The sequence below is a fragment of the Bacteroides sp. PHL 2737 genome (assembly GCF_004115325.2).
GTDB classification, from domain to species: domain Bacteria; phylum Bacteroidota; class Bacteroidia; order Bacteroidales; family Bacteroidaceae; genus Bacteroides; species Bacteroides hominis.
On sequence record NZ_CP040630.1, the window covers coordinates 3,994,436 to 4,016,956 of the forward strand.

At 47.7% G+C, this 22,521-nt stretch carries 22 protein-coding genes, 6 tRNA genes and 1 riboswitch; of the genes, 15 read left to right on the top strand and 13 right to left on the bottom strand.

Annotation, left to right across the window (positions count from 1 at the left end; all coding sequences use genetic code 11):
* Positions 1-229: 229 nt before the first annotated feature.
* From DBK98_RS16470 to DBK98_RS16485, 4 genes are all read left to right on the top strand, one after another.
* Positions 230-850, top strand: coding sequence for a hypothetical protein (locus tag DBK98_RS16470; protein WP_005806401.1), 621 nt, complete (start codon positions 230-232; stop codon positions 848-850).
* A gap of 138 nt (positions 851-988) precedes the next feature.
* Positions 989-2,353 carry a replicative DNA helicase gene (gene dnaB / locus DBK98_RS16475; RefSeq protein WP_032537109.1) on the top strand — a complete coding sequence of 455 codons (1,365 nt, stop codon included), beginning with the start codon at positions 989-991 and terminating at the stop codon, positions 2,351-2,353.
* A gap of 129 nt (positions 2,354-2,482) precedes the next feature.
* Positions 2,483-2,962, top strand: coding sequence for an HU family DNA-binding protein (locus tag DBK98_RS16480; RefSeq protein WP_005806406.1), 480 nt, complete (start codon positions 2,483-2,485; stop codon positions 2,960-2,962).
* A gap of 218 nt (positions 2,963-3,180) precedes the next feature.
* Positions 3,181-3,624, top strand: a complete 444-nt coding sequence (locus tag DBK98_RS16485; protein ID WP_032537110.1) for an N-acetylmuramoyl-L-alanine amidase — start codon at positions 3,181-3,183, stop codon at positions 3,622-3,624.
* 210 nt (positions 3,625-3,834) lie between these two features.
* Here the strand turns inward: DBK98_RS16485 and DBK98_RS16490 are convergent, their stop codons facing one another.
* Complete coding sequence (locus DBK98_RS16490) at positions 3,835-4,146, bottom strand: helix-turn-helix domain-containing protein (protein ID WP_005820447.1); 312 nt, start codon at positions 4,144-4,146, stop codon at positions 3,835-3,837.
* A complete protein-coding gene (locus DBK98_RS16495; protein ID WP_005820449.1) occupies positions 4,143-4,508 on the bottom strand; it encodes a type II toxin-antitoxin system RelE/ParE family toxin in 366 nt (121 codons plus the stop codon). The genes DBK98_RS16490 and DBK98_RS16495 overlap by 4 nt, the downstream gene beginning before the upstream one ends.
* A 143-nt stretch (positions 4,509-4,651) precedes the next feature.
* Here DBK98_RS16495 and DBK98_RS16500 point away from each other — a divergent pair, with 143 nt between their 5' ends.
* Complete coding sequence (locus DBK98_RS16500; RefSeq protein WP_005811092.1) at positions 4,652-4,993, top strand: transposase family protein; 342 nt, start codon at positions 4,652-4,654, stop codon at positions 4,991-4,993.
* A gap of 25 nt (positions 4,994-5,018) precedes the next feature.
* Positions 5,019-5,972 carry a transposase gene (locus tag DBK98_RS16505; protein ID WP_005811090.1) on the top strand — a complete coding sequence of 318 codons (954 nt, stop codon included), beginning with the start codon at positions 5,019-5,021 and terminating at the stop codon, positions 5,970-5,972.
* A 111-nt stretch (positions 5,973-6,083) separates the two neighbouring features.
* Here DBK98_RS16505 and DBK98_RS16510 read toward each other — a convergent pair.
* From DBK98_RS16510 to DBK98_RS16545, 8 genes are all read right to left on the bottom strand, one after another.
* Positions 6,084-6,156 (bottom strand) — tRNA-Gly (locus DBK98_RS16510).
* A gap of 7 nt (positions 6,157-6,163) precedes the next feature.
* Positions 6,164-6,245: transfer RNA gene (locus tag DBK98_RS16515), tRNA-Leu, on the bottom strand.
* 61 nt (positions 6,246-6,306) lie between these two features.
* Positions 6,307-6,379 (bottom strand) — tRNA-Gly (locus DBK98_RS16520).
* A gap of 22 nt (positions 6,380-6,401) precedes the next feature.
* A tRNA-Leu gene (locus DBK98_RS16525) sits at positions 6,402-6,485 on the bottom strand.
* A gap of 37 nt (positions 6,486-6,522) precedes the next feature.
* Positions 6,523-6,604, bottom strand: a tRNA-Leu gene (locus DBK98_RS16530).
* 25 nt (positions 6,605-6,629) lie between these two features.
* A tRNA-Gly gene (locus DBK98_RS16535) sits at positions 6,630-6,702 on the bottom strand.
* Positions 6,703-6,832: 130 nt separating this feature from the next.
* On the bottom strand, positions 6,833-7,972 hold the full coding sequence (gene nspC, locus DBK98_RS16540) for a carboxynorspermidine decarboxylase (protein WP_032536722.1): 1,140 nt from the start codon (positions 7,970-7,972) through the stop codon (positions 6,833-6,835).
* Positions 7,973-8,089: 117 nt separating this feature from the next.
* Positions 8,090-10,450 carry an ATP-dependent helicase gene (locus DBK98_RS16545; RefSeq protein ID WP_032536723.1) on the bottom strand — a complete coding sequence of 787 codons (2,361 nt, stop codon included), beginning with the start codon at positions 10,448-10,450 and terminating at the stop codon, positions 8,090-8,092.
* 121 nt (positions 10,451-10,571) lie between these two features.
* On the opposite strand from DBK98_RS16545, the gene DBK98_RS16550 reads away from it, so the two are divergent.
* From DBK98_RS16550 to DBK98_RS16590, 9 genes are all read left to right on the top strand, one after another.
* On the top strand, positions 10,572-11,189 hold the full coding sequence (locus DBK98_RS16550) for a superoxide dismutase (RefSeq protein WP_005778049.1): 618 nt from the start codon (positions 10,572-10,574) through the stop codon (positions 11,187-11,189).
* A gap of 182 nt (positions 11,190-11,371) precedes the next feature.
* Positions 11,372-11,464, top strand: a riboswitch (TPP riboswitch).
* A 65-nt stretch (positions 11,465-11,529) separates the two neighbouring features.
* Entirely contained in the window at positions 11,530-11,727 is a 198-nt protein-coding gene (thiS, locus tag DBK98_RS16555) for a sulfur carrier protein ThiS (RefSeq protein WP_032530986.1), read from the top strand.
* Between the two features lie 3 nt (positions 11,728-11,730).
* Positions 11,731-12,345, top strand: a complete 615-nt coding sequence (locus DBK98_RS16560; RefSeq protein WP_022012389.1) for a thiamine phosphate synthase — start codon at positions 11,731-11,733, stop codon at positions 12,343-12,345.
* A gap of 140 nt (positions 12,346-12,485) precedes the next feature.
* Entirely contained in the window at positions 12,486-13,262 is a 777-nt protein-coding gene (locus DBK98_RS16565; protein ID WP_005806419.1) for a thiazole synthase, read from the top strand.
* 30 nt (positions 13,263-13,292) lie between these two features.
* Positions 13,293-14,987, top strand: a complete 1,695-nt coding sequence (gene thiC / locus DBK98_RS16570) for a phosphomethylpyrimidine synthase ThiC (RefSeq protein ID WP_005806421.1) — start codon at positions 13,293-13,295, stop codon at positions 14,985-14,987.
* Between the two features lie 11 nt (positions 14,988-14,998).
* Positions 14,999-15,544 (top strand): hypothetical protein, encoded by a 546-nt coding sequence (locus DBK98_RS16575; RefSeq protein WP_005820455.1) that lies wholly within the window; start codon positions 14,999-15,001, stop codon positions 15,542-15,544.
* 1 nt (position 15,545) lies between these two features.
* Positions 15,546-16,670: a 2-iminoacetate synthase ThiH gene (gene thiH / locus DBK98_RS16580; RefSeq protein WP_005806424.1), complete on the top strand. Its 1,125-nt coding sequence runs from the start codon at positions 15,546-15,548 to the stop codon at positions 16,668-16,670.
* Positions 16,671-16,685: 15 nt separating this feature from the next.
* On the top strand, positions 16,686-17,387 hold the full coding sequence (locus DBK98_RS16585; protein WP_005806426.1) for a HesA/MoeB/ThiF family protein: 702 nt from the start codon (positions 16,686-16,688) through the stop codon (positions 17,385-17,387).
* 61 nt (positions 17,388-17,448) lie between these two features.
* On the top strand, positions 17,449-18,057 hold the full coding sequence (locus DBK98_RS16590; RefSeq protein WP_005778065.1) for a thiamine phosphate synthase: 609 nt from the start codon (positions 17,449-17,451) through the stop codon (positions 18,055-18,057).
* Positions 18,058-18,137: 80 nt separating this feature from the next.
* Here the strand turns inward: DBK98_RS16590 and DBK98_RS16595 are convergent, their stop codons facing one another.
* From DBK98_RS16595 to ppdK, 3 genes are all read right to left on the bottom strand, one after another.
* Positions 18,138-18,653, bottom strand: a complete 516-nt coding sequence (locus DBK98_RS16595; RefSeq protein WP_005778068.1) for an outer membrane beta-barrel protein — start codon at positions 18,651-18,653, stop codon at positions 18,138-18,140.
* A gap of 199 nt (positions 18,654-18,852) precedes the next feature.
* A complete protein-coding gene (locus DBK98_RS16600; RefSeq protein WP_005806429.1) occupies positions 18,853-19,422 on the bottom strand; it encodes a porin family protein in 570 nt (189 codons plus the stop codon).
* Positions 19,423-19,622: 200 nt separating this feature from the next.
* Positions 19,623-22,343, bottom strand: a complete 2,721-nt coding sequence (gene ppdK / locus DBK98_RS16605) for a pyruvate, phosphate dikinase (protein ID WP_005778073.1) — start codon at positions 22,341-22,343, stop codon at positions 19,623-19,625.
* Positions 22,344-22,521 lie beyond the last annotated feature (178 nt).

Consider the following 22,521-nt stretch of genomic DNA (forward strand, 5'->3'; position numbering starts at 1 on the left):
TCCGTGTTGGTGATTTGGAGGCTCTGAATGACGGCAACAGAGGGTCTGAAAGGGTGAAAACAAGGCTCGGTTTCACCCCGGCAGAGTGTGCGTAGGACGGCAATAGGGATCGCCGTACACTTTTGCACCAATCTGCACCAATCTTTTGCATCCTTGCCCTTCTATGCGTAGCTTTGTCATGCCGTTCGGGAAAGGACGGCACATTCAATAACCTTTAAAACGAAATTCCATGAACGCACCGACCGAGACAATTCTGAAAAAAGGATATATCCTGATTCCCAAATCCATGATCGAAGATTTCTTCAAAACCGGATCGCAAACCGAGGGCTACCTGGAAGCATGGATACAGGTATTGACGCGGGTCAACTACTCCGATACGGAGGTTTGTGTACAAGGCAACCGGATCGTTTGCCGGCGGGGTGAAACCGTATATACCTACAAACAGTGGGAAAAGACACTGGGATGGAGCCGATACCGCACCCGCCGCTTCTTCGAAACGTTGTTCAAATCCGGAATCATGGAGGTGGTAGAGAATCCCGCCGGAATCACCCTGCTCCGGGTAACAGACTATGACCTCTGGACCGGACATAAAAAAGCCGCCACCACCCGGGACAGCCATGCGACGGAAGGCTTTGCCGGCTTCTGGGATCTTTATCACCGGGTCACCCAAAAAGATAAGATAAACATAGCCCGTGCCCGGAAAGAATGGAAAAAACTGACGGTAACGGAAAAGAAACTGGCACTGGAAAACATCGAGGAGTATTACACCCACCAAAAGGACATACGCTTCTGTAAACAGGCAGCCACATATCTGGAAGATAAGGCGTTTCTGAACGAATACGAATTTTAAGATTATTCACCACAGAGGACACAGAGGGCACAGAGAAATTTCTCTCTCTTCAATATCCCATAATAAAAGCTTAAAACTCTGTGCCCTCTGTGCCCTCTGTGGTGAACTATACCCCAAACCATATACCATCCAAACATTATGTTACAACCCCAAGCACCCGAACTCGAGGAAACCATCCTCGGAGCCTGCCTGATTGAAAAAGAAGGCATGGCACTGATTGACGAACTGCTGAAACCGGAAATGTTCTATGTCACCCGTCATCAACTGATTTACGCCGCATTGCAGGCGATGTTCCACGCCGGTACGAACATCGACATCCTCACCGCCACCGAGGAGCTTCGCAAACGTGGAAAGCTGGACGATGCCGGAGGGCCGTTCTACATCACCCAACTGAGCAGCCGGGTGGCAAGTTCGGCACACCTGGAATATCACGCACGCATCGTTCACCAAAAGTACATCCGAAGGGAAATGATCGTGGGATTCAGCAAACTGCTGACACTCTCCGGCGACGAAACCATCGACCTGACAGACACGTTGGTGGATGGACACAACCTGCTGGACAGGCTGGAAGGGGCATGCGGGCACAACAGGCAGTTGCGCGATATGGACACGCTGATGCAGGCAACCCTGACCGAAGCGGAAGGACGCATGCAGAAAAACAAGGACGGAGTGACCGGAATCCCCACCGGACTGGCCGAACTGGACAAGATGACAGGAGGATGGCAAAACAGCGATCTGATCACCATCGCCGCCCGTCCGGCAGTGGGAAAAACCGCCTTTGCACTCCATCTGGCAAAAGCTGCGGCAGCGGCCGGACACCACACGGTGGTGTACAGCCTCGAGATGCAAGCCGAGCGGTTGGGCGACCGCTGGCTCCTGTCGGCAGGAGAAATGGACCCATACCTCTGGCGAAGCGGAAAGCTATCACAGGAAACATGGCTACAGGCCCGGCAAACGGCCGGAGAACTGGCAAGGCTCCCCATCTGCGTAGACGATAACCCGGATATGAGCATAGACCGTGTACGCTCGAGCGCCCGGTTGCTGCAAAGCAAAGGGAAGTGTGACTTTATCATCATAGACTACCTGCAACTGTGTGACATGCGCACCGAACAAACCAACCGGAACCGGGAACAAGAGGTGGCGCAGGCGAGCCGTAAAGCAAAATTGCTGGCCAAAGAGCTGCACATCCCGGTCATCTTGCTAAGCCAACTCAACCGTGGCTCCGAAAACAGGGCGTACGGACGTCTGGAATTAGCCGACCTGCGTGAGAGTGGAGCCATCGAACAGGACTCGGACCTGGTGCTCCTCCTCTATCGTCCGGCACTGGCACATCTGGCAACAGACAAACAAAGCGGATATCCGACGGAGGGACTGGGAGTAGCCATCATCGCCAAACACCGCAACGGGGAAACGGGAAACGTATACTTCGGACACAACAAGAGCATGACCAAAATAGGCGACTACGTTCCGCCCATGGAATGGATAAAAAAGAATGCCAGATAGAGGCTCCGTTTTCTTAACCTACACATCGTTATTTTCATCATTTTACTTGACTTTGCCTGTTTGATTTCGTATCTTTACGTAGTGATTGAGACAAGAAATTTATTAACCTAAACCTTAACTTTTTATTGTATGGAAGTATCAGTGGAGCGCTATCAGCGCAAGAAGTATGTCAATCAGGAGAACTCTCCCGTGTTGTATTACATCCGCCAGAAAGCGGGAACAGCCAAAATTATGGATATCGACGCACTGGCGGAAGATATCCAGACCAATTGCGCCCTGACAACGGGCGATGTGAAACACACCATAGAGGCGCTGGTGGAACAGCTGCGAAAGGTGCTGACGCAAGGAAACAAAGTGAAAATAGAAGGACTGGGAACCTTCCACATGACGCTGACCTGCCTGCCGGGCGAAACCGAGAAGGAGTGCACGGTGAAGAATATCAAGCGGGTGAACGTGCGGTTCATACCCGATAAGGCAATGAAGCTGGTGAACGCCAGCCGGAGCATGACCCGAAGCCCGAACAACGTGACGTTTGCCATGGCTTCGGCAGGCGCTCCGGAAGGCGGAGGAAGCGGAGACGGGGGCATTGTGGACGACCCGACGGCATAAATCCGCACCACAGATTACTCAGATTTACACAGATTTAAATTTTAAATTCGATTACAGAGAAAATAAATCTTTATCTGTGATAATCTGTGAAATCTGTGGTGAAACAACGAAACTTAATACAGCAAAAACAATGAAGAAAATACAAAAAATACTGGAATGCCTACTGGCATTCCTGATGTTTCTCCGCGGGGGGAACACCGAAAAATAGAACCGGAACTATGAGAGAAATCAATCTGATTGTTATTCACTGCTCCGCAACCAGAGAAGACCGCTGCTTCACGGAGCATGACCTGGAGGAGTGTCACCGAAGACGGGGATTCGAAGGAGCGGGCTATCACTTCTACATACGCAAGGACGGGAAGATCATCACTACCCGACCGGTGGAACGGGCCGGGGCACATGCCAAGGGATTCAACGCACACTCCATAGGCATCTGCTACGAAGGAGGGCTGGACTGCAACGGACGACCCAAAGACACCCGGACAGAATGGCAAAAACATTCAATGCGGGTACTGGTGAGAGTATTGCTGAAGGAGTATCCCGGAAGCAGGCTGTGCGGACACAGGGATCTGAGTCCGGACCTGAACAGAAACGGAGAGATAGAACCCGAAGAGTGGATCAAGGCATGCCCGTGCTTTGAGGTGAAAGAGGAAAGCTTTTAAATTCACCACAGCTCACCACAGATTACACGGATTATCACAGATTGAGAAATAGATAAATCTGTGTAATCTGTGGTGAGCTCCGTTCATTAGCAATAAAACTCTGCGTACTCCGTGTACTCTGTGGTGAACCCTCGTTCATTTTTAAACTATTAAAAAATCTCAGCTTCACAAACATAAAACAAATTTATTATTCAAATCATTCTTGCTCAATCATAAAAACGTAGGAGTAAACTCTATCCCAAGAGCACGAGCTATGCGGAAAAAACTTGAAATTTGAATATCCGTCTCTCCTTTTTCCACACGGGCAATATAACTTCTTGCAGTACCAACCTTTTCAGCCAGTTCCTGTTGAGTTATCTTTAATTGCTTTCGGCGATCACGTAATATCTCGCCGTAATACCATGCTATTGACTTCTCATGAAAAGTTGTGCGAGACTCAGTTCCGACCTCCCCATATTTGCTGTCCAGCAGTTCACCTGCCGTATGCAATCCGGCTAATTTATTTTCATCTAACTTTCTCATAGCTCAAAGTCTTTTAATATTCGTTCTGCAATCTTTATTTGTTTACTATAATCCTTTGTGGACTTCTTTAAGAAACCATTCAGAAGTAGTATTTTTTTTGAAAGAATGATATTATCATTATCAACAGCAAAAAGAATAGTTCTGTATTCATTGGTATTTACAGACACCCGCATCTCGTATAAATTTTTATTTTCCAAGTGCTTCACAAACTTCGTGCTAAGTACATACTCAGTTCTAATAATATCCATCGTATGCTCAAATTTAACCTTTACTTTATCCTGTAACATACTATAGAATTCAACAAATTCATCCGAGAAATAAAGTTCACGTATATCGTTACCTTTCTTATCTGTTGCTTTCATACCACAAATGTAACCAATTAGATACAATTAAACAAGCAAAATATAAACTCTTGCGAATATTTAACGCTGACTGTTATGGATCAATGAATAACTCTGAGGGGTGAAATTATAAATTCTTATCTTTGCCTTCAAATTTATAGAAAATGGAGTTAAATGGTTATCGCCTTCTTCTTCCTGAAGGCACCTTGGATTACTTTGCTCTTGTTGATGTGAAGGAAAGCGTGAATGAGATTGTGATTTACCTTGAAGAGAATAATCTGGTTCCTGAGCAGTATGCCGGTGAGGGCACTGAGAGCAAAGGCTTTTATGATCCAGTGGTTGTCCAGGACTTTCCCCTTCGTGGCAAGAAAGTGTATCTGAACATTCGCCGTCGTCGCTGGATATTAAAGAAGAGCAATGAGTATATCTGCCGTAACTGGCGCATGTTAGCTGAGGGTACTCGTATGACGCAGGATTTTGCGTTTTTTTTAAAAGAACTATATTGATAATTATCCGATCAGCTGCAAGTTATTGGGTACTTTATATGGCGTTGACGGGGATTTATTTGAACGTCAATACCGTAACCATTTAAGTGGCTACCTCCACTGGGAGCAGCTTGCCCACGCAGAGAACTGGCTTTTGTTTGAAAAGAACATTGGTGCCTACGTCTGCATTGATGAAGTGGCTCTCTCTCGTGGAGAACTCTATACTGTGTTGATTAATAAAGAGGCTCACGGTGGTAAAGGCAGTATTATCGCTATCATTAAAGGTACGGCTGTTTGTACAGTCACCTCTGTCCTGCTTAAACTTTCCCGTCGTCGTCGCTACCAGGTACGTGAGATAACATTGGATATGGCCCCCAATATGGCACAGATTGCCCGGACTTGCTTCCCTGCCGCCAAACGCGTTACAGATCGTTTCCATGTACAGAAATTAGCCTATGAAGCTGTTCAGGAGATGCGCGTGAAAGCTCGCTGGGAGGCTTTGGACGAAGAGTCCATACAGATTGCTTACGCAAAGGCCTGCGGAAAGATGTATCATGCGCCCGTTTTCGCTAATGGAGATACAAGAAAACAGTTGCTGGCAAGGAGTATTTATCTGCTTTACAAAAAAGAATCGCTATGGACTCAGTCACAAAGGATACGGGCCGAGATTCTATTTAAAGAATATCCCGATATAAAGAAGGGATATTATCTGGCCATGCGGTTAGGCTCAATCTATCATCAGTGTAAGTTTAAAGATATTGCTTTGACAAGGCTTGCAAGGTGGTATGATGAAGTAGACAAATCGGAGTTCCTCACCTTTGGAAGGGTAGCGCGCTCTATACAAACGCACTATCTGAATATAATAAACTTCTTTGAAAGAAGGGCTACCAATGCAGCAGCAGAATCATTTAATGCTAAAATCAAAGCGTTTAGGGCACAGTTCAGAGGAGTAAGAGATAAAGCATTTTTCTTGTACAGACTCGCCAAATTATATGCATAAAAAGAAAAGCCCTCAGATTTTTACATTGATCCACTGTTATCTTAAAGCAACGGTAAACGGTAAACAAAAAAAAGGAAGCTGAATCAAATGATTCAACTTCCTTTTTCTTTGAGCGGAAAACGAGACTCGAACTCGCGACCCTAACCTTGGCAAGGTTATGCTCTACCAACTGAGCTATTTCCGCAATGTAGTGCCCAGAACAGGACTCGAACCTGCATGCCTCTCGACACACGCACCTGAAACGTGCGCGTCTACCAATTCCGCCACCTGGGCATTGACTAATCAGGAATCTGCTGTTTAAATGGAGAGGAACAGATAACCGACGTTCTTGTTGAGCGGAAAACGAGACTCGAACTCGCGACCCTAACCTTGGCAAGGTTATGCTCTACCAACTGAGCTATTTCCGCAAAACAACTTTAATAAAGAATGTGAAGAGAAGGAGACTCGAACTCCCACGACAGTAATGTCACTACCCCCTCAAAGTAGCGCGTCTACCAATTCCGCCACCTCTCCAATCTCGATTAAAGCTTTGAACTATTCTCACCTTTTGTGCCCAGAACAGGACTCGAACCTGCATGCCTCTCGACACACGCACCTGAAACGTGCGCGTCTACCAATTCCGCCACCTGGGCAAAAGGTTTCCAACATTTCAAAGAGAGCGGAAAACGAGACTCGAACTCGCGACCCTAACCTTGGCAAGGTTATGCTCTACCAACTGAGCTATTTCCGCATTTGCAACCGTTGTTTCTCGATTGCGGTTGCAAAGGTAGGCATTTTCTTGATATCTGCAAGCATTCGGGATACTTTTTTCTCAGGAAAATGTGCATTTTGTTTTTGCCAAACGACAAATGTTTTGATTATCAACTCATTCTATTGCGATAATCTTCATAGGAAAATTGCTTGAAGATTTCAGCATTTCCACTCGCCGTCCACAAAGCAATGGCAGGATGGTGAATCCCGTTAAACATATTTGTTTTTACCATCGTATAATGTATCATATCTTCAAAAACGATACGTTCGCCGATCTGCAATTCATGATCGAAACTCCAGGAACCCATATAGTCTCCGCTCAGGCAGGAATTACCTCCGAGCCGATAGACAAACGGTCCCTCCTCTCCCATCACCGCCCCGCGAACGGCCGGTTGATAAGGCATTTCCAGACAGTCGGGCATGTGACAGGTAAAGCTGACGTTAAGAATGGCGGTACGGATACCACGGCTCTCGACAATATCTACCACCTCGGAAGTCAGTACCCCGGTTTGCCAGGTGAAAGCCGAACCGGGCTCAAGGATGATGCGCAAATGCGGATAACGTTTCTTTAAGCCCTGCAACAAGCCTATGAGGTGCCCGGTATCATAATCTTTACGGGTCATCAGATGTCCGCCTCCCAGGTTGAGCCACTTTATCTGAGAGAACCACGGGGAGAACTTCTCTTCAAGATGTTGCAAAGTACGCTCGAGTTCGAACGAAGATGATTCACAATGGCAATGGCAATGAAAACCCTCGATCCCCTGCGGCAACCGTTCGGGCAGCAGATCGGCAGTGATGCCGAAACGGGTGCCGGGAGCGCACGGATTATAGAGTTCGGTCTCCACTTCGGAATATTCGGGATTGATGCGAATGCCGCAAGAAATGTCACTGCCTCCGGCCACGGTCATCGGGTAGAACCGGTGGAACTGCGCCATGGAATTGAACGTGATATGACTGCTGCAACGCATGATTTCCGGAAAGTCGGCTTCGGTATAAGCCGGAGAATAAGTGTGTGCCTTACTGCCGAACTCTTCGAGTGCCAGGCGCGCCTCGTAGACGGAGCTTGCCGTGGAATGTCCGATGTATTCCCTGAAAATAGGGAATGAACGCCACATGGCAAAAGACTTGAAAGCAAGGATGATTTCAACTCCGGCCCGGTCGGCCACACTCTTTATCAGACTGAGGTTCTTTCTCAGCAATTCTTCCTCCATGATATAGCACGGAGAGGGAAATTGGGTAAAATCTATCATAGTCAACTACAAGGTTCACCACAGAGGACACAGAGGACACAGAGGAAAAATTTAAGATCTTTCTATAAACCCGGAAAATAAAAGCTCTGTGAACTCTGTGTCCTCTGTGGTGAATAATTATTCTATTACTTTAAATCTCGCAAAACGCAGCAGCAACTGTTTATCGCCCGCATTACGGAAATGGATCGTTGCTTTGGCATTGTCGCCCGAACCTTCGACACGAATCACCTGGCCTATGCCGAAACGCTCGTGTTCAATGGTCTGCCCGGGTTGTACACCTGTAATGCCGGCTCCGGGAGCTGCCGATGGGGATACCGTGGTACCACTCACCCTCTTCAAGTTACGGGGGACGGTCGGAGCAATGATCTGCTCCTTCGGACGTTCACGCTGCGGACGGTCGGCAGACGGACGAGCAGAAAAACGCTCGGCAGACGGACGGCGGGAGTATCCCTCCTCCATTTCGCGGCGGAAACGGCCGGCTCCTTCGTCAACGCTACGACCTAAAGCTGCCTCCTGCGGAAGTTGCAGGAAGCGGGTGTCGATATCCCTCAGGAACCGACTGGGACTGCCGAACTCCATCTTTCCGTAACGGAAACGGGTTTTGGCAAACGAGAGGAAACAGTGTTCCTCGGCACGGGTGATGGCGACGTAGAACAGGCGGCGTTCTTCTTCCATCGCGCGCGGTGAATCGCCCGCCATGCCACTGGGGAAGAGATTCTCTTCCAACCCTACCACAAATACATTGCGGAACTCCAGCCCTTTGGCAGAATGCACCGTCATCAAAGTCACCTTCTCACCATCTCCCTCCTTATCGGAATCCTGATCGGTGAGCAGGGATACTTCAGAGAGAAAGTCGATCAGTGAAACATTTGTGTTCCCCTCTTCCTGACGCATGGCACAGAAATCATTCATACCGTTCACCAGTTCCTCGATGTTCTCTTTGCGGCTCAGGTTTTCGGGCGAATTGTCCTGACAGACGTCATTGATAATGCCGGACCGGCGGATGATTGCCGTACCTATTTCATAGGCATTCTTCTCCGCCACCTCGGTCATGAACTGTTCGATCAGTTCACGAAAGCCTTGCAACTTGGTGTGTGTATTTTTATTAATAGTAAGTCCGTAAGTGATGGGTTCGCACAGCACAGTCCACAGGCTGACATTGTTGTCGGTGGCGGCTTTGATAATCTTCCCCACCGTAGTATCACCGATGCCGCGTGCCGGATAATTGATAATCCGCTTGAACGCCTCTTCGTCGTTGGGATTGACCACCAGACGGAAATAAGCTATGATGTCTTTTATTTCCTTACGCTGATAGAAAGAGAGGCCGCCGTAAATCTTATAAGGCATGCTCCGCTTACGCAAGGCCTCCTCGAAGACACGGCTCTGGGCATTGGTGCGGTAAAGGATCGCAAAATCAGAATAGCCATAATCGTGTTCGCGACGCAGCTGGGCGATTTTATTGGTCACGATATCGCCCTCTTCCACATCGCTGTAGGCTTGGAATACACCGATGGCTTCCCCCCGTTCTTTCTCGGAGAAAACCTCTTTGGGGATCTGCCGCTCGTTCTTTTCGATCAGGCTGTTGGCTGCACGGACGATGGTCTGGGTAGAACGGTAATTCTGCTCAAGCTTGAAGACTTTTGTGTCGGGATATATCTTGGTGAAATACAAAATATTGTCGATGTCGGCTCCCCGGAAAGAGTAGATGCTCTGCGCATCGTCACCCACCACACAAACACGCTGATTCTCCTTAGTGAGCTGCAACACAATGCTGTGCTGCGCATAGTTGGTGTCCTGATACTCGTCGACAAGCACATAACGGAACTGCTCACGATAGCGCGCCAGCACTTCGGGAAAATCGCGGAAAAGAATATAGGTATAGACCAGCAAATCATCGAAATCCATTGCTCCGGCTTGCCGGCAACGCTCCCAGTAACGGCTGTAAATGTCGCGTATGGCAGGCATCTTGGCCGCAGCATCTGCCTCGTAAGCCTCCTTGTTGGCAGCATAGCCCGAAGGAGACACCAAATGGTTCTTGGCATTGGAAATGCGAGCCTGTACACTGCCGGGTTTATAGGTCTTTTCGTCAAGCCCCATCTCCTTGATGATGGAACGGAGCAGGCTCTTGCTGTCCGCCGAGTCGTAGATGGTGAACTGTGACGTAAACCCGATGTGGGATGCCTCGGCACGAAGAATACGGGAGAACACCGAATGGAATGTACCCATCCAGAGATACCGTGCACGCTGTTCGCCCACCTGCCGGGCAATGCGCTCTTTCATCTCACGGGCGGCTTTGTTAGTAAAAGTCAGTGCCAGGATGTTCCAAGGATTGTAACCGTTCTCGAGCAGATAGGCTATCTTATAAGTAAGTACGCGTGTCTTTCCGGAACCGGCACCGGCAATGACCAGTGAAGGACCATCACCGTAGAGCACCGCTGCACGCTGGCTTTCATTAAGTTCTTCGATATAGTCGGGCATAAAATTTATCTGTTAAATCTCTATTCACTGGCAAAGATAGAGGAAAGTTTGGACAACTCCGAACATTTAGGCCCTATATCCCGTTATATATTTATAGAAATGAAATAAAAGATTTGAATTTATGAATACATTATTAATGTCTTTAATATTTACAACCATGACTTACGAAATGCCTAAACTTCCGTACGCAAACAATGCGTTGGAACCTGTAATCAGTCAGCAGACCATTGATTACCATTATGGTAAACATCTTCAAACATATGTAAACAATCTCAATAGCCTCGTTCCGGGCACCGAATTTGAAGGAAAAACAGTAGAAGCCATCGTAGCTTCGGCTCCCGACGGAGCCATCTTCAACAATGCCGGACAGGTGCTGAACCACACACTCTACTTCCTGCAATTCGCACCGAAACCGGCGAAAAACGAACCGGAAGGTAAGTTGGGAGAAGCCATCAAACGCGACTTCGGAAGCTTTGAGAACTTCAAGAAAGAATTTAATGCGGCTGCCGTAGGATTGTTCGGTTCGGGATGGGCCTGGCTGTCTGTGGATAAAAACGGGAAACTGCATATCACCAAAGAAGCCAATGGAAGCAACCCGGTGCGTGCCGGACTAAAACCGCTACTGGGATTCGATGTGTGGGAACACGCTTATTATCTCGACTATCAGAACCGACGGGCCGACCACGTAAATAAACTGTGGGAGATCATCGACTGGGATGTAGTGGAAAAACGACTGTAATTCAGAAGTATTCACCACAGAGGACGCAGAGGACACAGAGTTTCAAATTCGGGAAAAGAACGAATTTGACTCTGGTGTCCTCTGCGTCTTTTGTTTCCTCTGCACCACTCTCTGCCTACTCCGTGGTGAAATAATCCCTGATTTACTTTTTTCTTATCTCCTTTTTCACTTACTTTGCTCCCGTAAAGACAAAGGGGTGCCACCCGGTGGCTGAGATCATACCCTAAGAACCTGATGCAGTTAGTACTGCCGAAGGGATTGTGTATTTCTTCTTATCGTTTCTCTCCGCATGCACTCTCTTTGTATTTACTTTCATTTATCTATAAATACATATACGAATATGAAAGTACAAGTGAACAACAAAGAAGTGGAAACTACCGCAAGCACCATCACCGGGCTTGCCACGCAATTGCAACTTCCCGAAAACGGCATTGCCATCGCTGTGAACAACCAAATGATCCCACGTCCGCAATGGGACGAATTCAGCCTGCACGAGAATGACAACCTGATTGTGATTAAAGCAGCCTGTGGAGGATAAATCATGCTGAGCCTGCAATTTATCACTCACCAGACCGGGAAATACTCTTATTTCGAATCGGCATGTATGGCCCTCGAAGGAGGATGCAAATGGATACAACTGCGCATGAAAGAGGCATCTCCGGAAGAGGTGGAAACAGTAGCCCGGCAGCTGAAACCTCTTTGCAAGACACACGGAGCCATCCTGATTCTTGACGATCATGTGGAACTCGCCCAAAAACTGGAAGTGGACGGAGTGCATCTGGGCAAAAAAGACATGCCTGTCAGCGAAGCCAGAAAAATCCTGGGCGAAGCATTCATCATCGGAGGTACAGCCAATACTTTTGAAGACGTGAAAATGCACTTCAGCGCCGGTGCCGACTATCTGGGCATCGGCCCGTTCCGGTTTACTACAACCAAGAAGAACCTCAGCCCCGTACTGGGGCTCGAAGGATATACCTCTATTTTATCGCAAATGGATGAATGCGGCATCCGGATTCCGGTAGTCGCCATCGGAGGCATCGTAACGGAAGATATCCCTGCCATCATGAAAACAGGCGTAAACGGCATCGCCCTCTCAGGAGCCATCCTGCAAGCGCCGGACCCGGTAGAAGAAACAAGAAGGATTCTAAACATATAAGGAAATGAATACGAGTTCACCACAGAGTACACGGAGGACACAGAGAATATATTTCTCTTAAATGTACTAATAAACAAGAGATTAAAACTCTGTGCCCTCTGTGTCCTCTGTGGTGAATAAAGCTCAAAACAAAATCAGAAATGGAAAAGCTAATTATTGCGGGACGTGAATTCAACTCCCGCCTCTTCCTGGGAACAGGAAAGTTCAACTCAAACGAATTGATGGAACAATCGATACTGGCCTCGGGCACCGAAATGGTAACAGTGGCCATGAAACGTATCGACATGGAGAATTCGGAAGACGACATGCTGAAACATATCGTGCATCCACACATCCAACTGCTGCCCAATACCTCGGGAGTGCGCAATGCGGAAGAAGCGGTGTTTGCCGGACAAATGGCACGCGAAGCCTTCGGGACCAACTGGCTGAAGCTGGAGATACACCCGGATCCGCGCTATCTGCTGCCCGACTCGGTAGAGACTCTGAAAGCAACCGAACGACTCGTGAAACTCGGATTTGTGGTACTGCCTTATTGCCAGGCCGACCCGGTACTCTGCAAACAACTGGAAGAGGCGGGAGCGGCCACAGTGATGCCGTTGGGAGCACCGATCGGAACCAACAAAGGTTTGCAGACCAAAGAATTCATCCACATCATTATCGAACAGGCGGGTATCCCGGTAATAGTGGATGCCGGAATCGGTGCGCCGAGCCATGCGGCAGAAGCGATGGAGATGGGAGCATCGGCGTGTCTGGTAAATACTGCCATTGCCGTAGCCGGCAACCCGGTAGAAATGGCAAAGGCTTTCAAGCAGGCAGTCGAAGCAGGACGAATGGCCTATGAAGCAGGACTCGGCATGCAGACTACCGGATTGGTGGCAGAAGCAAGTTCACCGCTGACGGCATTTTTAAACGAATAAAAAAACAGTCCCATCTCTAATAACGAATTTATGGAACAAAGAATAAAATTCCCCCGCTCCGAGAAAGTGTACCTGTCCGGAAAACTTTTCCCCGAAATCCGCGTAGGTATGCGGAGAGTAGAGCAAGTGCCCAGCACCACTTTCGAAGGAGAGAAGAAAATCATAACTCCCAACCCACACGTATATATCTATGATACAAGCGGACCTTTCAGTGACCCGGACATAGAGATTGACCTGAAAAAAGGTCTCCCCCGGCTGCGGGAAGAATGGATACTGAAAAGGGGGGATGTAGAGCAACTTCCGGAGATCAGTTCGGAATACGGACGGATGCGGCGGGACGACAAAAGCCTCGACCCTCTCCGCTTTGAGCACATCGCACTGCCCTACCGGGCCAAATCCGGGAAACATATCACCCAAATGGCATATGCCAAACAAGGTATCATCACTCCGGAAATGGAATATGTGGCTATCCGCGAAAACATGAACTGTGAGGAACTGGGTATCGATACTCACATTACTCCTGAATTTGTATGCCAAGAGATAGCCGAAGGACGGGCGGTTCTGCCTGCCAACATCAATCATCCCGAAGCCGAACCAATGATTATCGGCCGTAACTTTCTGGTAAAGATCAATACCAACATCGGTAACTCCGCAACCACGTCGAGCATCGACGAAGAGGTGGAGAAAGCGATGTGGAGCTGCAAATGGGGAGGTGACACGCTGATGGATCTTTCAACGGGAGAAAACATACACGAAACACGGGAATGGATCATACGCAACTGCCCGGTTCCGGTGGGTACGGTACCCATCTATCAGGCACTGGAAAAGGTAAACGGCAAAGTAGAGGACCTATCCTGGGAACTGTATCGCGACACACTGATAGAACAGTGCGAGCAGGGAGTGGACTACTTCACCATTCATGCGGGAATCCGCCGGCACAATGTGCACCTGGCGGAAAAGAGGCTTTGCGGAATCGTATCCCGCGGCGGGAGCATCATGAGTAAATGGTGCCTGGTGCACGACCGCGAGAGTTTCCTTTACGAACACTTTGACGACATCTGTGATATTCTGGCACAATATGACGTAGCGGTATCATTGGGAGACGGTTTGCGACCGGGTTCCACCCACGATGCCAATGACGAGGCACAGTTTGCCGAACTTGATACCATGGGCGAACTGGTGGTGCGCGCCTGGGAAAAGAACGTACAAGCCTTCATCGAAGGGCCCGGACACGTGCCGATGCACAAAATCCGCGAGAACATGGAACGCCAGATCGAGAAGTGCCACAATGCCCCGTTCTATACACTCGGCCCGTTAGTGACGGATATTGCACCGGGATACGACCACATCACCTCTGCAATCGGTGCGGCACAAATAGGCTGGCTCGGAACAGCCATGCTCTGCTACGTGACGCCCAAGGAGCACCTGGCATTGCCCGATAAAGAAGATGTACGCGTCGGAGTGATCACCTATAAGATTGCCGCCCATGCAGCCGACCTGGCCAAGGGGCATCCAGGAGCCCAGGTACGGGACAATGCGTTGAGCAAAGCACGCTATGAATTCCGCTGGAAAGACCAGTTCGACTTGTCACTCGACCCGGAACGCGCATTCTCTTATTTCCATGCCGGACGACACACGGACGGAGAATATTGCACCATGTGCGGACCGAACTTCTGCGCAATGCGACTGAGCCGGGATTTGAAGAAAACTAAAAAACAAGAATAAGACCAACTGTCATGGAAAGAACAGACGAATATCGGAAAGCATTGGACGTACCCATCTCCGAACTATCCATAGACCGGATCATTGAGGAGATCCGCCGGCAGCCGGAGAACTTTGAGGCCCTCTATCATCTGACGACAGACGAGAAGCGATTAGTCTCCTGGCGGGCACTGTGGGTATGCGATAAACTTTGCAGGCAATACCCCGATTGGTTCGCCCCGCTCCGGGAAGAACTGACCGGAAGGCTGGTGACCTGCAAACACGATGGTTCCAAGCGCCTGCTTCTCTCCATACTCTACCATGCTCCCGCCGAAGAAATCCCATCGGTTGAATTGCTTAACTTCTGTCTGGATTGCATGCTGTCTCGCCACGAAAGCATAGGCGTGCAATCCTTAGCCGTCCGAATGGCCTACCACCTGTGCAAGCACGAACCCGAACTGCTCAACGAACTGCGGACCATACTGGAAAGCACAGATACGGAACTGTATTCGACCGCTGTAAAAACAACTGTGCGGAACACATTGAAGAAAATAAATCAGAAGAATAAAAAGAAAAAATAAAATGTTTTCAGATGAATTAGAAAAGATTTCCTGGGAAGAGACGACTAAAATCATCTATTCCAAAACCGACGCCGATGTGCGCCGCGCATTGTCAAAGGAACATTGCGATGTAAACGATTTTATGGCATTGATTTCGCCGGCTGCCGCCCCCTATCTGGAGACTATGGCGCGTCTCAGCCGGAAATATACGCTGGAACGCTTCGGAAAGACAATTTCGATGTTCGTTCCACTCTATATTACAAATTCTTGTACAAACTCGTGTGTATACTGTGGCTTTAACCACAATAATCCGATGAAACGGACCATCCTTACGGAAGAGGAAATGGTAAACGAGTACAAAGCGATCAAGAAACTGGCTCCGTTCGAAAATCTGCTGTTAGTAACAGGCGAAAATCCTGCCAAAGCAGGAGTAGATTACATTGAACGGGCCCTCCTGCTGGCAAAGCCTTATTTCTCTAATCTGCAAATTGAGGTAATGCCACTTAAAGCAGAAGAATATGAACGGCTTACGTATGCCGGACTGAATGGAGTCATCTGCTTTCAGGAGACTTACAACAAAGCCAATTATAAGGTGTATCATCCCCGTGGTATGAAATCGAAATTTGAGTGGCGTGTCAATGGTTTTGACCGTATGGGACAAGCAGGTGTACACAAAATAGGCATGGGGGTACTGATCGGTCTGGAAGAATGGCGCACGGATGTCACAATGATGGCCTACCATCTGCGCTATCTGCAAAAGCACTACTGGAAAACGAAATATAGCGTCAACTTCCCCCGGATGCGCCCCTCGGAGAACGGAGGTTTCCAACCTAATGTTGTGATGAACGACCGGGAACTGGCACAGGTGACTTTTGCCATGCGCATCTTCGACCACGATGTGGATATCTCCTACTCTACCCGCGAAAGCGCAGAGTTCCGTAACCACATGGCTACGCTCGGGGTGACTACCATGAGCGCCGAAAGTAAAACGGAACCGGGAGGCTACTTTACCTATCCGCAGGCACTGGAGCAGTTTCATGTCAGCGACGAACGGAAAGCCGTGGAAGTGGATGCCGCACTGCGTTCACTGGGGCGGATACCCGTTTACAAAGACTGGGACACGGCACTGACCCTGACTCAATGCTAACGATAAAGACGAATCATGGAAAGATACAACAGGCAAATCATGCTTCCGGAAATAGGAGAAGCAGGACAAGCAAAACTCAAAGCTGCCAAAGTATTGATTGTGGGCGTAGGAGGACTGGGTTCTCCCATCGCCCTCTATCTGGCGGGTGCAGGAGTAGGTACCATCGGACTGGTGGATAACGACGAAGTAAGCCTCAGCAATCTGCAAAGGCAGGTGCTCTATACGGAAGAAGAGGTGGGAGACCTGAAAGCGATTTGCGCTTCACTGCGGCTCAGTGCCCTGAACCGGGAAATAGAGGTAAATGCCTGTCCGGGACGGCTCAGCAAAGACAATGCCCGTGAATTGATAAGGCAGTACGACATCGTAGTGGACGGATGCGATAACTTTATCACCCGATATCTGATAAATGACGTCTGTGTAGAGTTGGGAAAACCTTATGTGTACGGTGCCATCTGTGGTTTCGAGGGACAGGTTTCTGTCTTTAACTACGGGAGCGGGGCACAACGGAAAACATACCGTGACCTCTATCCGGATGAAGAAGAGATGTTGCGTATGCCTCCCCCTCCCAAAGGGGTAGTCGGAGTAACACCGGCAGTGACGGGCAGTGTGGAAGCAACCGAAGTCCTGAAGATTATCTGCGGATTCGGCGAGGTTCTGGCAGGCAAACTATGGACAATTGACTTACGGACATTGCAATCTAACATATTTTCACTATAAAGGTTGGTTTCTGAGTAAGTTAATTACTAACTTTGCTAAACTTAACAGTTTAACAACAGAAATGAAACTTATCGTAGTAACGACGCCTACTTTCTTTGTAGAAGAAGATAAGATTATCACTGCTCTCTTTGAAGAGGGATTGGATATTCTGCATCTCAGGAAACCGGAAACGCCGGCTATGTATTCGGAACGCTTGCTCACACTGATTCCGGAAAAATATCATAAACGCATTGTCACCCATGAACACTTCTACCTGAAAGAAGAATTCAACCTGATGGGAATTCACCTGAATGCCCGCAACCCGAAAGAGCCGCATGACTACTCCGGGCATATCAGTTGTTCCTGCCACTCGGTGGAGGAAGTGAAAAACAAAAAACACTTTTACGACTATGTGTTTATGAGCCCGATTTACGACAGTATCTCAAAAGAAGGATATAACTCGCCTTACACGGCTGAAGAATTGCGTCAGGCAGGTAAAGACAAAATCATCGATGGCAAAGTAATGGCTTTGGGAGGCATCACGCCGGAGAATATACTGGAAGTAAAGGATTTCGGATTCGGAGGTGCAGTGGTTTTAGGAGACTTGTGGGGTAAATTCGATGCCTGTTCCGACAGAGATTATCTGGCAGTGATAGAACACTTCAAGAAACTGAAAAAGATGGCGGACTGAGCCAAAGAACAACGGACTAAATAAAATAGGGTGACTTCCTTATGAAGGGAAGCCACCCTATTTCGTTGAAACCTATTTGATTAAAATTCGTAATGGAATCCGAATGTTAAGTCTTCGCTACTTGCGCTAAAGCCGAATCCGCTGTTATTCATATAGTCGTCCTTATAACCCAAGAAACCACATTTGGCAACCAAACTGAAATGTTGGTTCAGTTTTATGGCAATACCCGGTTTCAGACCGATCTCAAAACCGTTTATTGCATCTCCGCCATCTTTCACCTTAGTGGTAGCAAAGCCAAACCCACCATCGATAAACAGACGTACAATCTTGTTCTCGTAATAAGAAAAGCGTGCATAAGGAGCAATAGCAAAAGAATTAATCGTTTTATGACTTATATAATCATGGTTAAACTGGAGTTCAACGCCCAGTGCCCATTGTTCACTCAGGTTGTATCCGATTTCCGGAGCGAGCTTGAAAGAAGTAGTATTAGCGTCATCATTACGCCACAAACCTACGGTACCTCCCATGTAAATGTCCTGAGCTTTGACAGATAAAGTTGCAATAGCAACAAATAAAAACAATACAATCTTTTTCATCTTCTTAGTAGTTTTAATTAAATGTACCTATTTTGAAAACAAACAAAAGAATTATTTCACTTTTGTTTCGGGGCGCAAAAGTATAGTATATTCATTAATTAAACAACTATTTCCGCCATTATTCGCTGAGTGAATATAAAAGAAAAGCCGCTTGTAGTTGATTTACAGCGGCTTCTCTATTTTAATATTTATCGGTTTCTCAGAACTTATAACCTACACTGATCGAAACATTCAGATTTTTACCATTTACGTCGTCCATTACATCGACAAATCCGAACTGGCCGTCAAGCCCTGCGATGATCTTGCCAAACTCCGCGGCCACACCGATACCCAAACCTACATCGCCACGTTTCAGCAGACCGTCGTCGCCAAAGGTATCAACTTCCAAACGTCCTTTACCTAAATCGACTTTAGAATTACCCCCGATACCGCAAGCAAAATAAGGACCGGCACTCAACACAATATTGGTATTATCGGCCACTTTGAAACGCGCCGCAGCCATAACCGGCAGTTCCAGATAAACAGCATTCACACTCAGTTCATCCTTCTTGACACCTTTGGAAGATACGAACAAAGAGGGTTGCAAAGACCAGATTTCATTAAATCCATACTCCATACCACCGCCTATCTTGAATCCTACTTTGGCATTCATGTCAAAATCACCGGTATAATTACTGATATTCATTCCCACCTTGGCATTCCAGCTCACTTGAGAAAAGCCCACAACCGAAAAAAGGGCAAACAATACAAACACAAGATTTCTTTTCATAATTCTGTAATTTTAGTTTGTTAAAAATATAATAAGTAAGGTTTCATAAGATAAAGGAAATATTTTTATTTGAATTATACAAATATTCACTCTACATTTTATCCACTCCCCCTGCTTCTGCTTTCTCTTATTCTGTTTCCATAAAAAAACGAGGCTACCCTTTCACGGGTAGCCTCGCCTAACCAGTTATCTAAATCTATTTAGTCTTCGATAGCTGCTTGTGCCGCTGCCAGACGTGCAATAGGCACACGGAACGGAGAACAACTAACGTAATTCAAACCTACTTTATGGCAGAACTTCACAGATGAAGGCTCACCGCCATGTTCACCGCAGATACCGCATTTCAAATCCGGACGGATAGCACGCCCTTTTTCGGTTGCCATACGTACCAACTGGCCTACACCATTCTGGTCGAGTACCTGGAACGGATCTACCTTCAGGATCTTCTTCTCCAGATAAACCGGAAGGAAAGAAGCGATATCGTCACGAGAGTAACCGAAAGTCATCTGAGTCAAGTCGTTGGTTCCGAACGAGAAGAACTCGGCAGACGAAGCGATACGGTCGGCAGTCAGAGCTGCACGAGGAATTTCGATCATGGTTCCAACCTTGAAGTCAATGCGGTCTCCCACCTCTTCGAAAAGTTTTTCTGCTTCGGCACGGATCACACTTTCCTGCTGCTGGAACTCGTAAAGAATACCTGTCAGCGGCACCATGATTTCGGGATGTGTTTCTATTCCTTCTTTCTTCAGTTCAAGAGCGGCACCCAAAATGGCACGAGTCTGCATCTGTGTGATTTCGGGATACGTATTTCCCAAACGACAGCCACGGTGACCCAACATCGGGTTGTGTTCGCAAAGTGATTCTACACGCTGCTGGATATATTGCAGGCTTACCCCCATCGTATCGGCCATTTCTTGCTGTCCTTTCAGATCGTGAGGAACGAATTCATGCAAAGGAGGATCGAGCAGGCGTACGGTCACCGGACAACCGGACATAGCCTTAAAGATACCTTTGAAGTCGGCTTGCTGATATGGAAGGATCTTAGCCAGTGCTTTGCGGCGCCCTTCAGCATTTTCTGCCAGGATCATTTCACGCATAGCCTTAATTTTTTCACCTTCAAAGAACATGTGTTCCGTACGGCAAAGGCCTATACCTACCGCACCGAAGTTACGGGCAACCTCAGCATCATGCGGAGTGTCGGCATTAGTACGTACTTGCAGGCGGGTATATTTATCGGCCAACTTCATCAAATCGGAAAAATCACCCGATAACTCAGCAGCCTTCGTTTCTACTTTACCTTGGTAAACTTCACCCGTACTACCGTTCAAAGAGATGAAATCACCCTCTTTCAGCAACACGCCGTCCACTTCTACTGTACGGGCTTTATAGTCGATGTTCAGTGCACCGGCTCCCGAAACACAACATTTACCCATACCGCGGGCAACCACGGCTGCATGTGAAGTCATACCTCCGCGTGCGGTCAAAATGCCTTCAGCAACTGCCATACCGGCCAAATCTTCCGGTGATGTTTCAATACGAACCATTACGACGCGTTTTCCGGCAGCATGCCATTCGGCAGCGTCGTCAGCAAAGAATACAATCTGACCGGTAGCAGCACCCGGAGAAGCCGGCAAACCGCGAGTCAACACTTTAGCCTGTTTCAAAGCAGACTTATCGAATACCGGGTGGAGTAATTCATCCAGCTTATTGGGTTCTACACGCATCAGGGCAGTCTTTTCATCAATCATTCCCTGACGGAACAGATCCATTGCGATCTTTACCATGGCAGCACCGGTACGTTTACCGTTACGTGTCTGAAGGAACCAAAGTTTGCCTTCCTGAACGGTGAACTCCATGTCCTGCATATCTTTATAGTGATTTTCGAGCTTAGTCTGCAATTCGTCCAGTTGTTTATATATTTCCGGCATTGCTTCTTCCATAGAAGGGTATTTCGAAGCACGCTCTTCTTCGCTCACACCGGCCAACTGGGCCCAACGCTGAGAACCGATCTTCGTGATCTGTTGCGGAGTACGGATTCCGGCAACAACGTCCTCGCCCTGTGCATTGATCAGGTATTCACCATTGAAAAGGTCCTCACCTGTGGCAGCATCACGTGAGAAGCAAACACCTGTAGCAGAACCATCGCCCATATTACCGAATACCATTGCCTGAACACTTACGGCAGTACCCCATTCGTCAGGAATTCCTTCCATCTTACGGTACAGGATGGCACGTTCATTCATCCATGAATTAAATACGGCGCAAATTGCTCCCCAAAGCTGTTCGTATGCACAAGTCGGGAAATCCTTGCCGGTCTGTGCTTTTACAGCAGCTTTAAATTTCTTCACGAGTTCTTTCAGGTCTTCTACCTCAAGCTCGTTATCCAGTTTCACGCCTTTGGCATGTTTCACCTCTTCGATGATGGCTTCAAACGGATCTTGGTCTTCTTTGTTAACAGGCTTCATACCCAATACTACATCACCATACATCTGTACGAAACGGCGGTAAGAATCCCATGCAAAACGGGCATTTCCTGTTTTACGGGTCAAGCCTTCAACCACTTCATCGTTCAATCCCAAGTTCAGGATCGTATCCATCATGCCCGGCATGGATGCACGCGCACCCGAACGCACAGAAACCAGCAACGGATTCTCTACGTCACCAAATTTTGAACGCATCAGGTTCTCTATATTTGCAATGGCTTTTTCTACTTCTTCTTTCAGGAGAGATACGACCTTTTCCTGTCCCATCTCGTAATATTCGGTACAAACGTCAGTTGTAATTGTGAAGCCCGGAGGTACGGGGACACCGATCAGATTCATTTCGGCAAGGTTCGCACCTTTACCCCCAAGTAAGTTTCGCATACCGGCTTTTCCTTCTGCCAGTCCATTACCAAAGGTATAAACTCTTTTTTTGTCCATAATACGATTTTAAAGTTATTAGTTGTGATTCTTTTCTGTTCGCAAATCTAAGGATATTTCGCAAACCAGAAAACTTTTATATGAAAAACTTTCTATCAAAATGCAATTTCGACATTGCAATCTGCATTATTTCACTTCATATAGAGAAATACGAAAAAAAATACCTACTTTTGCGAAA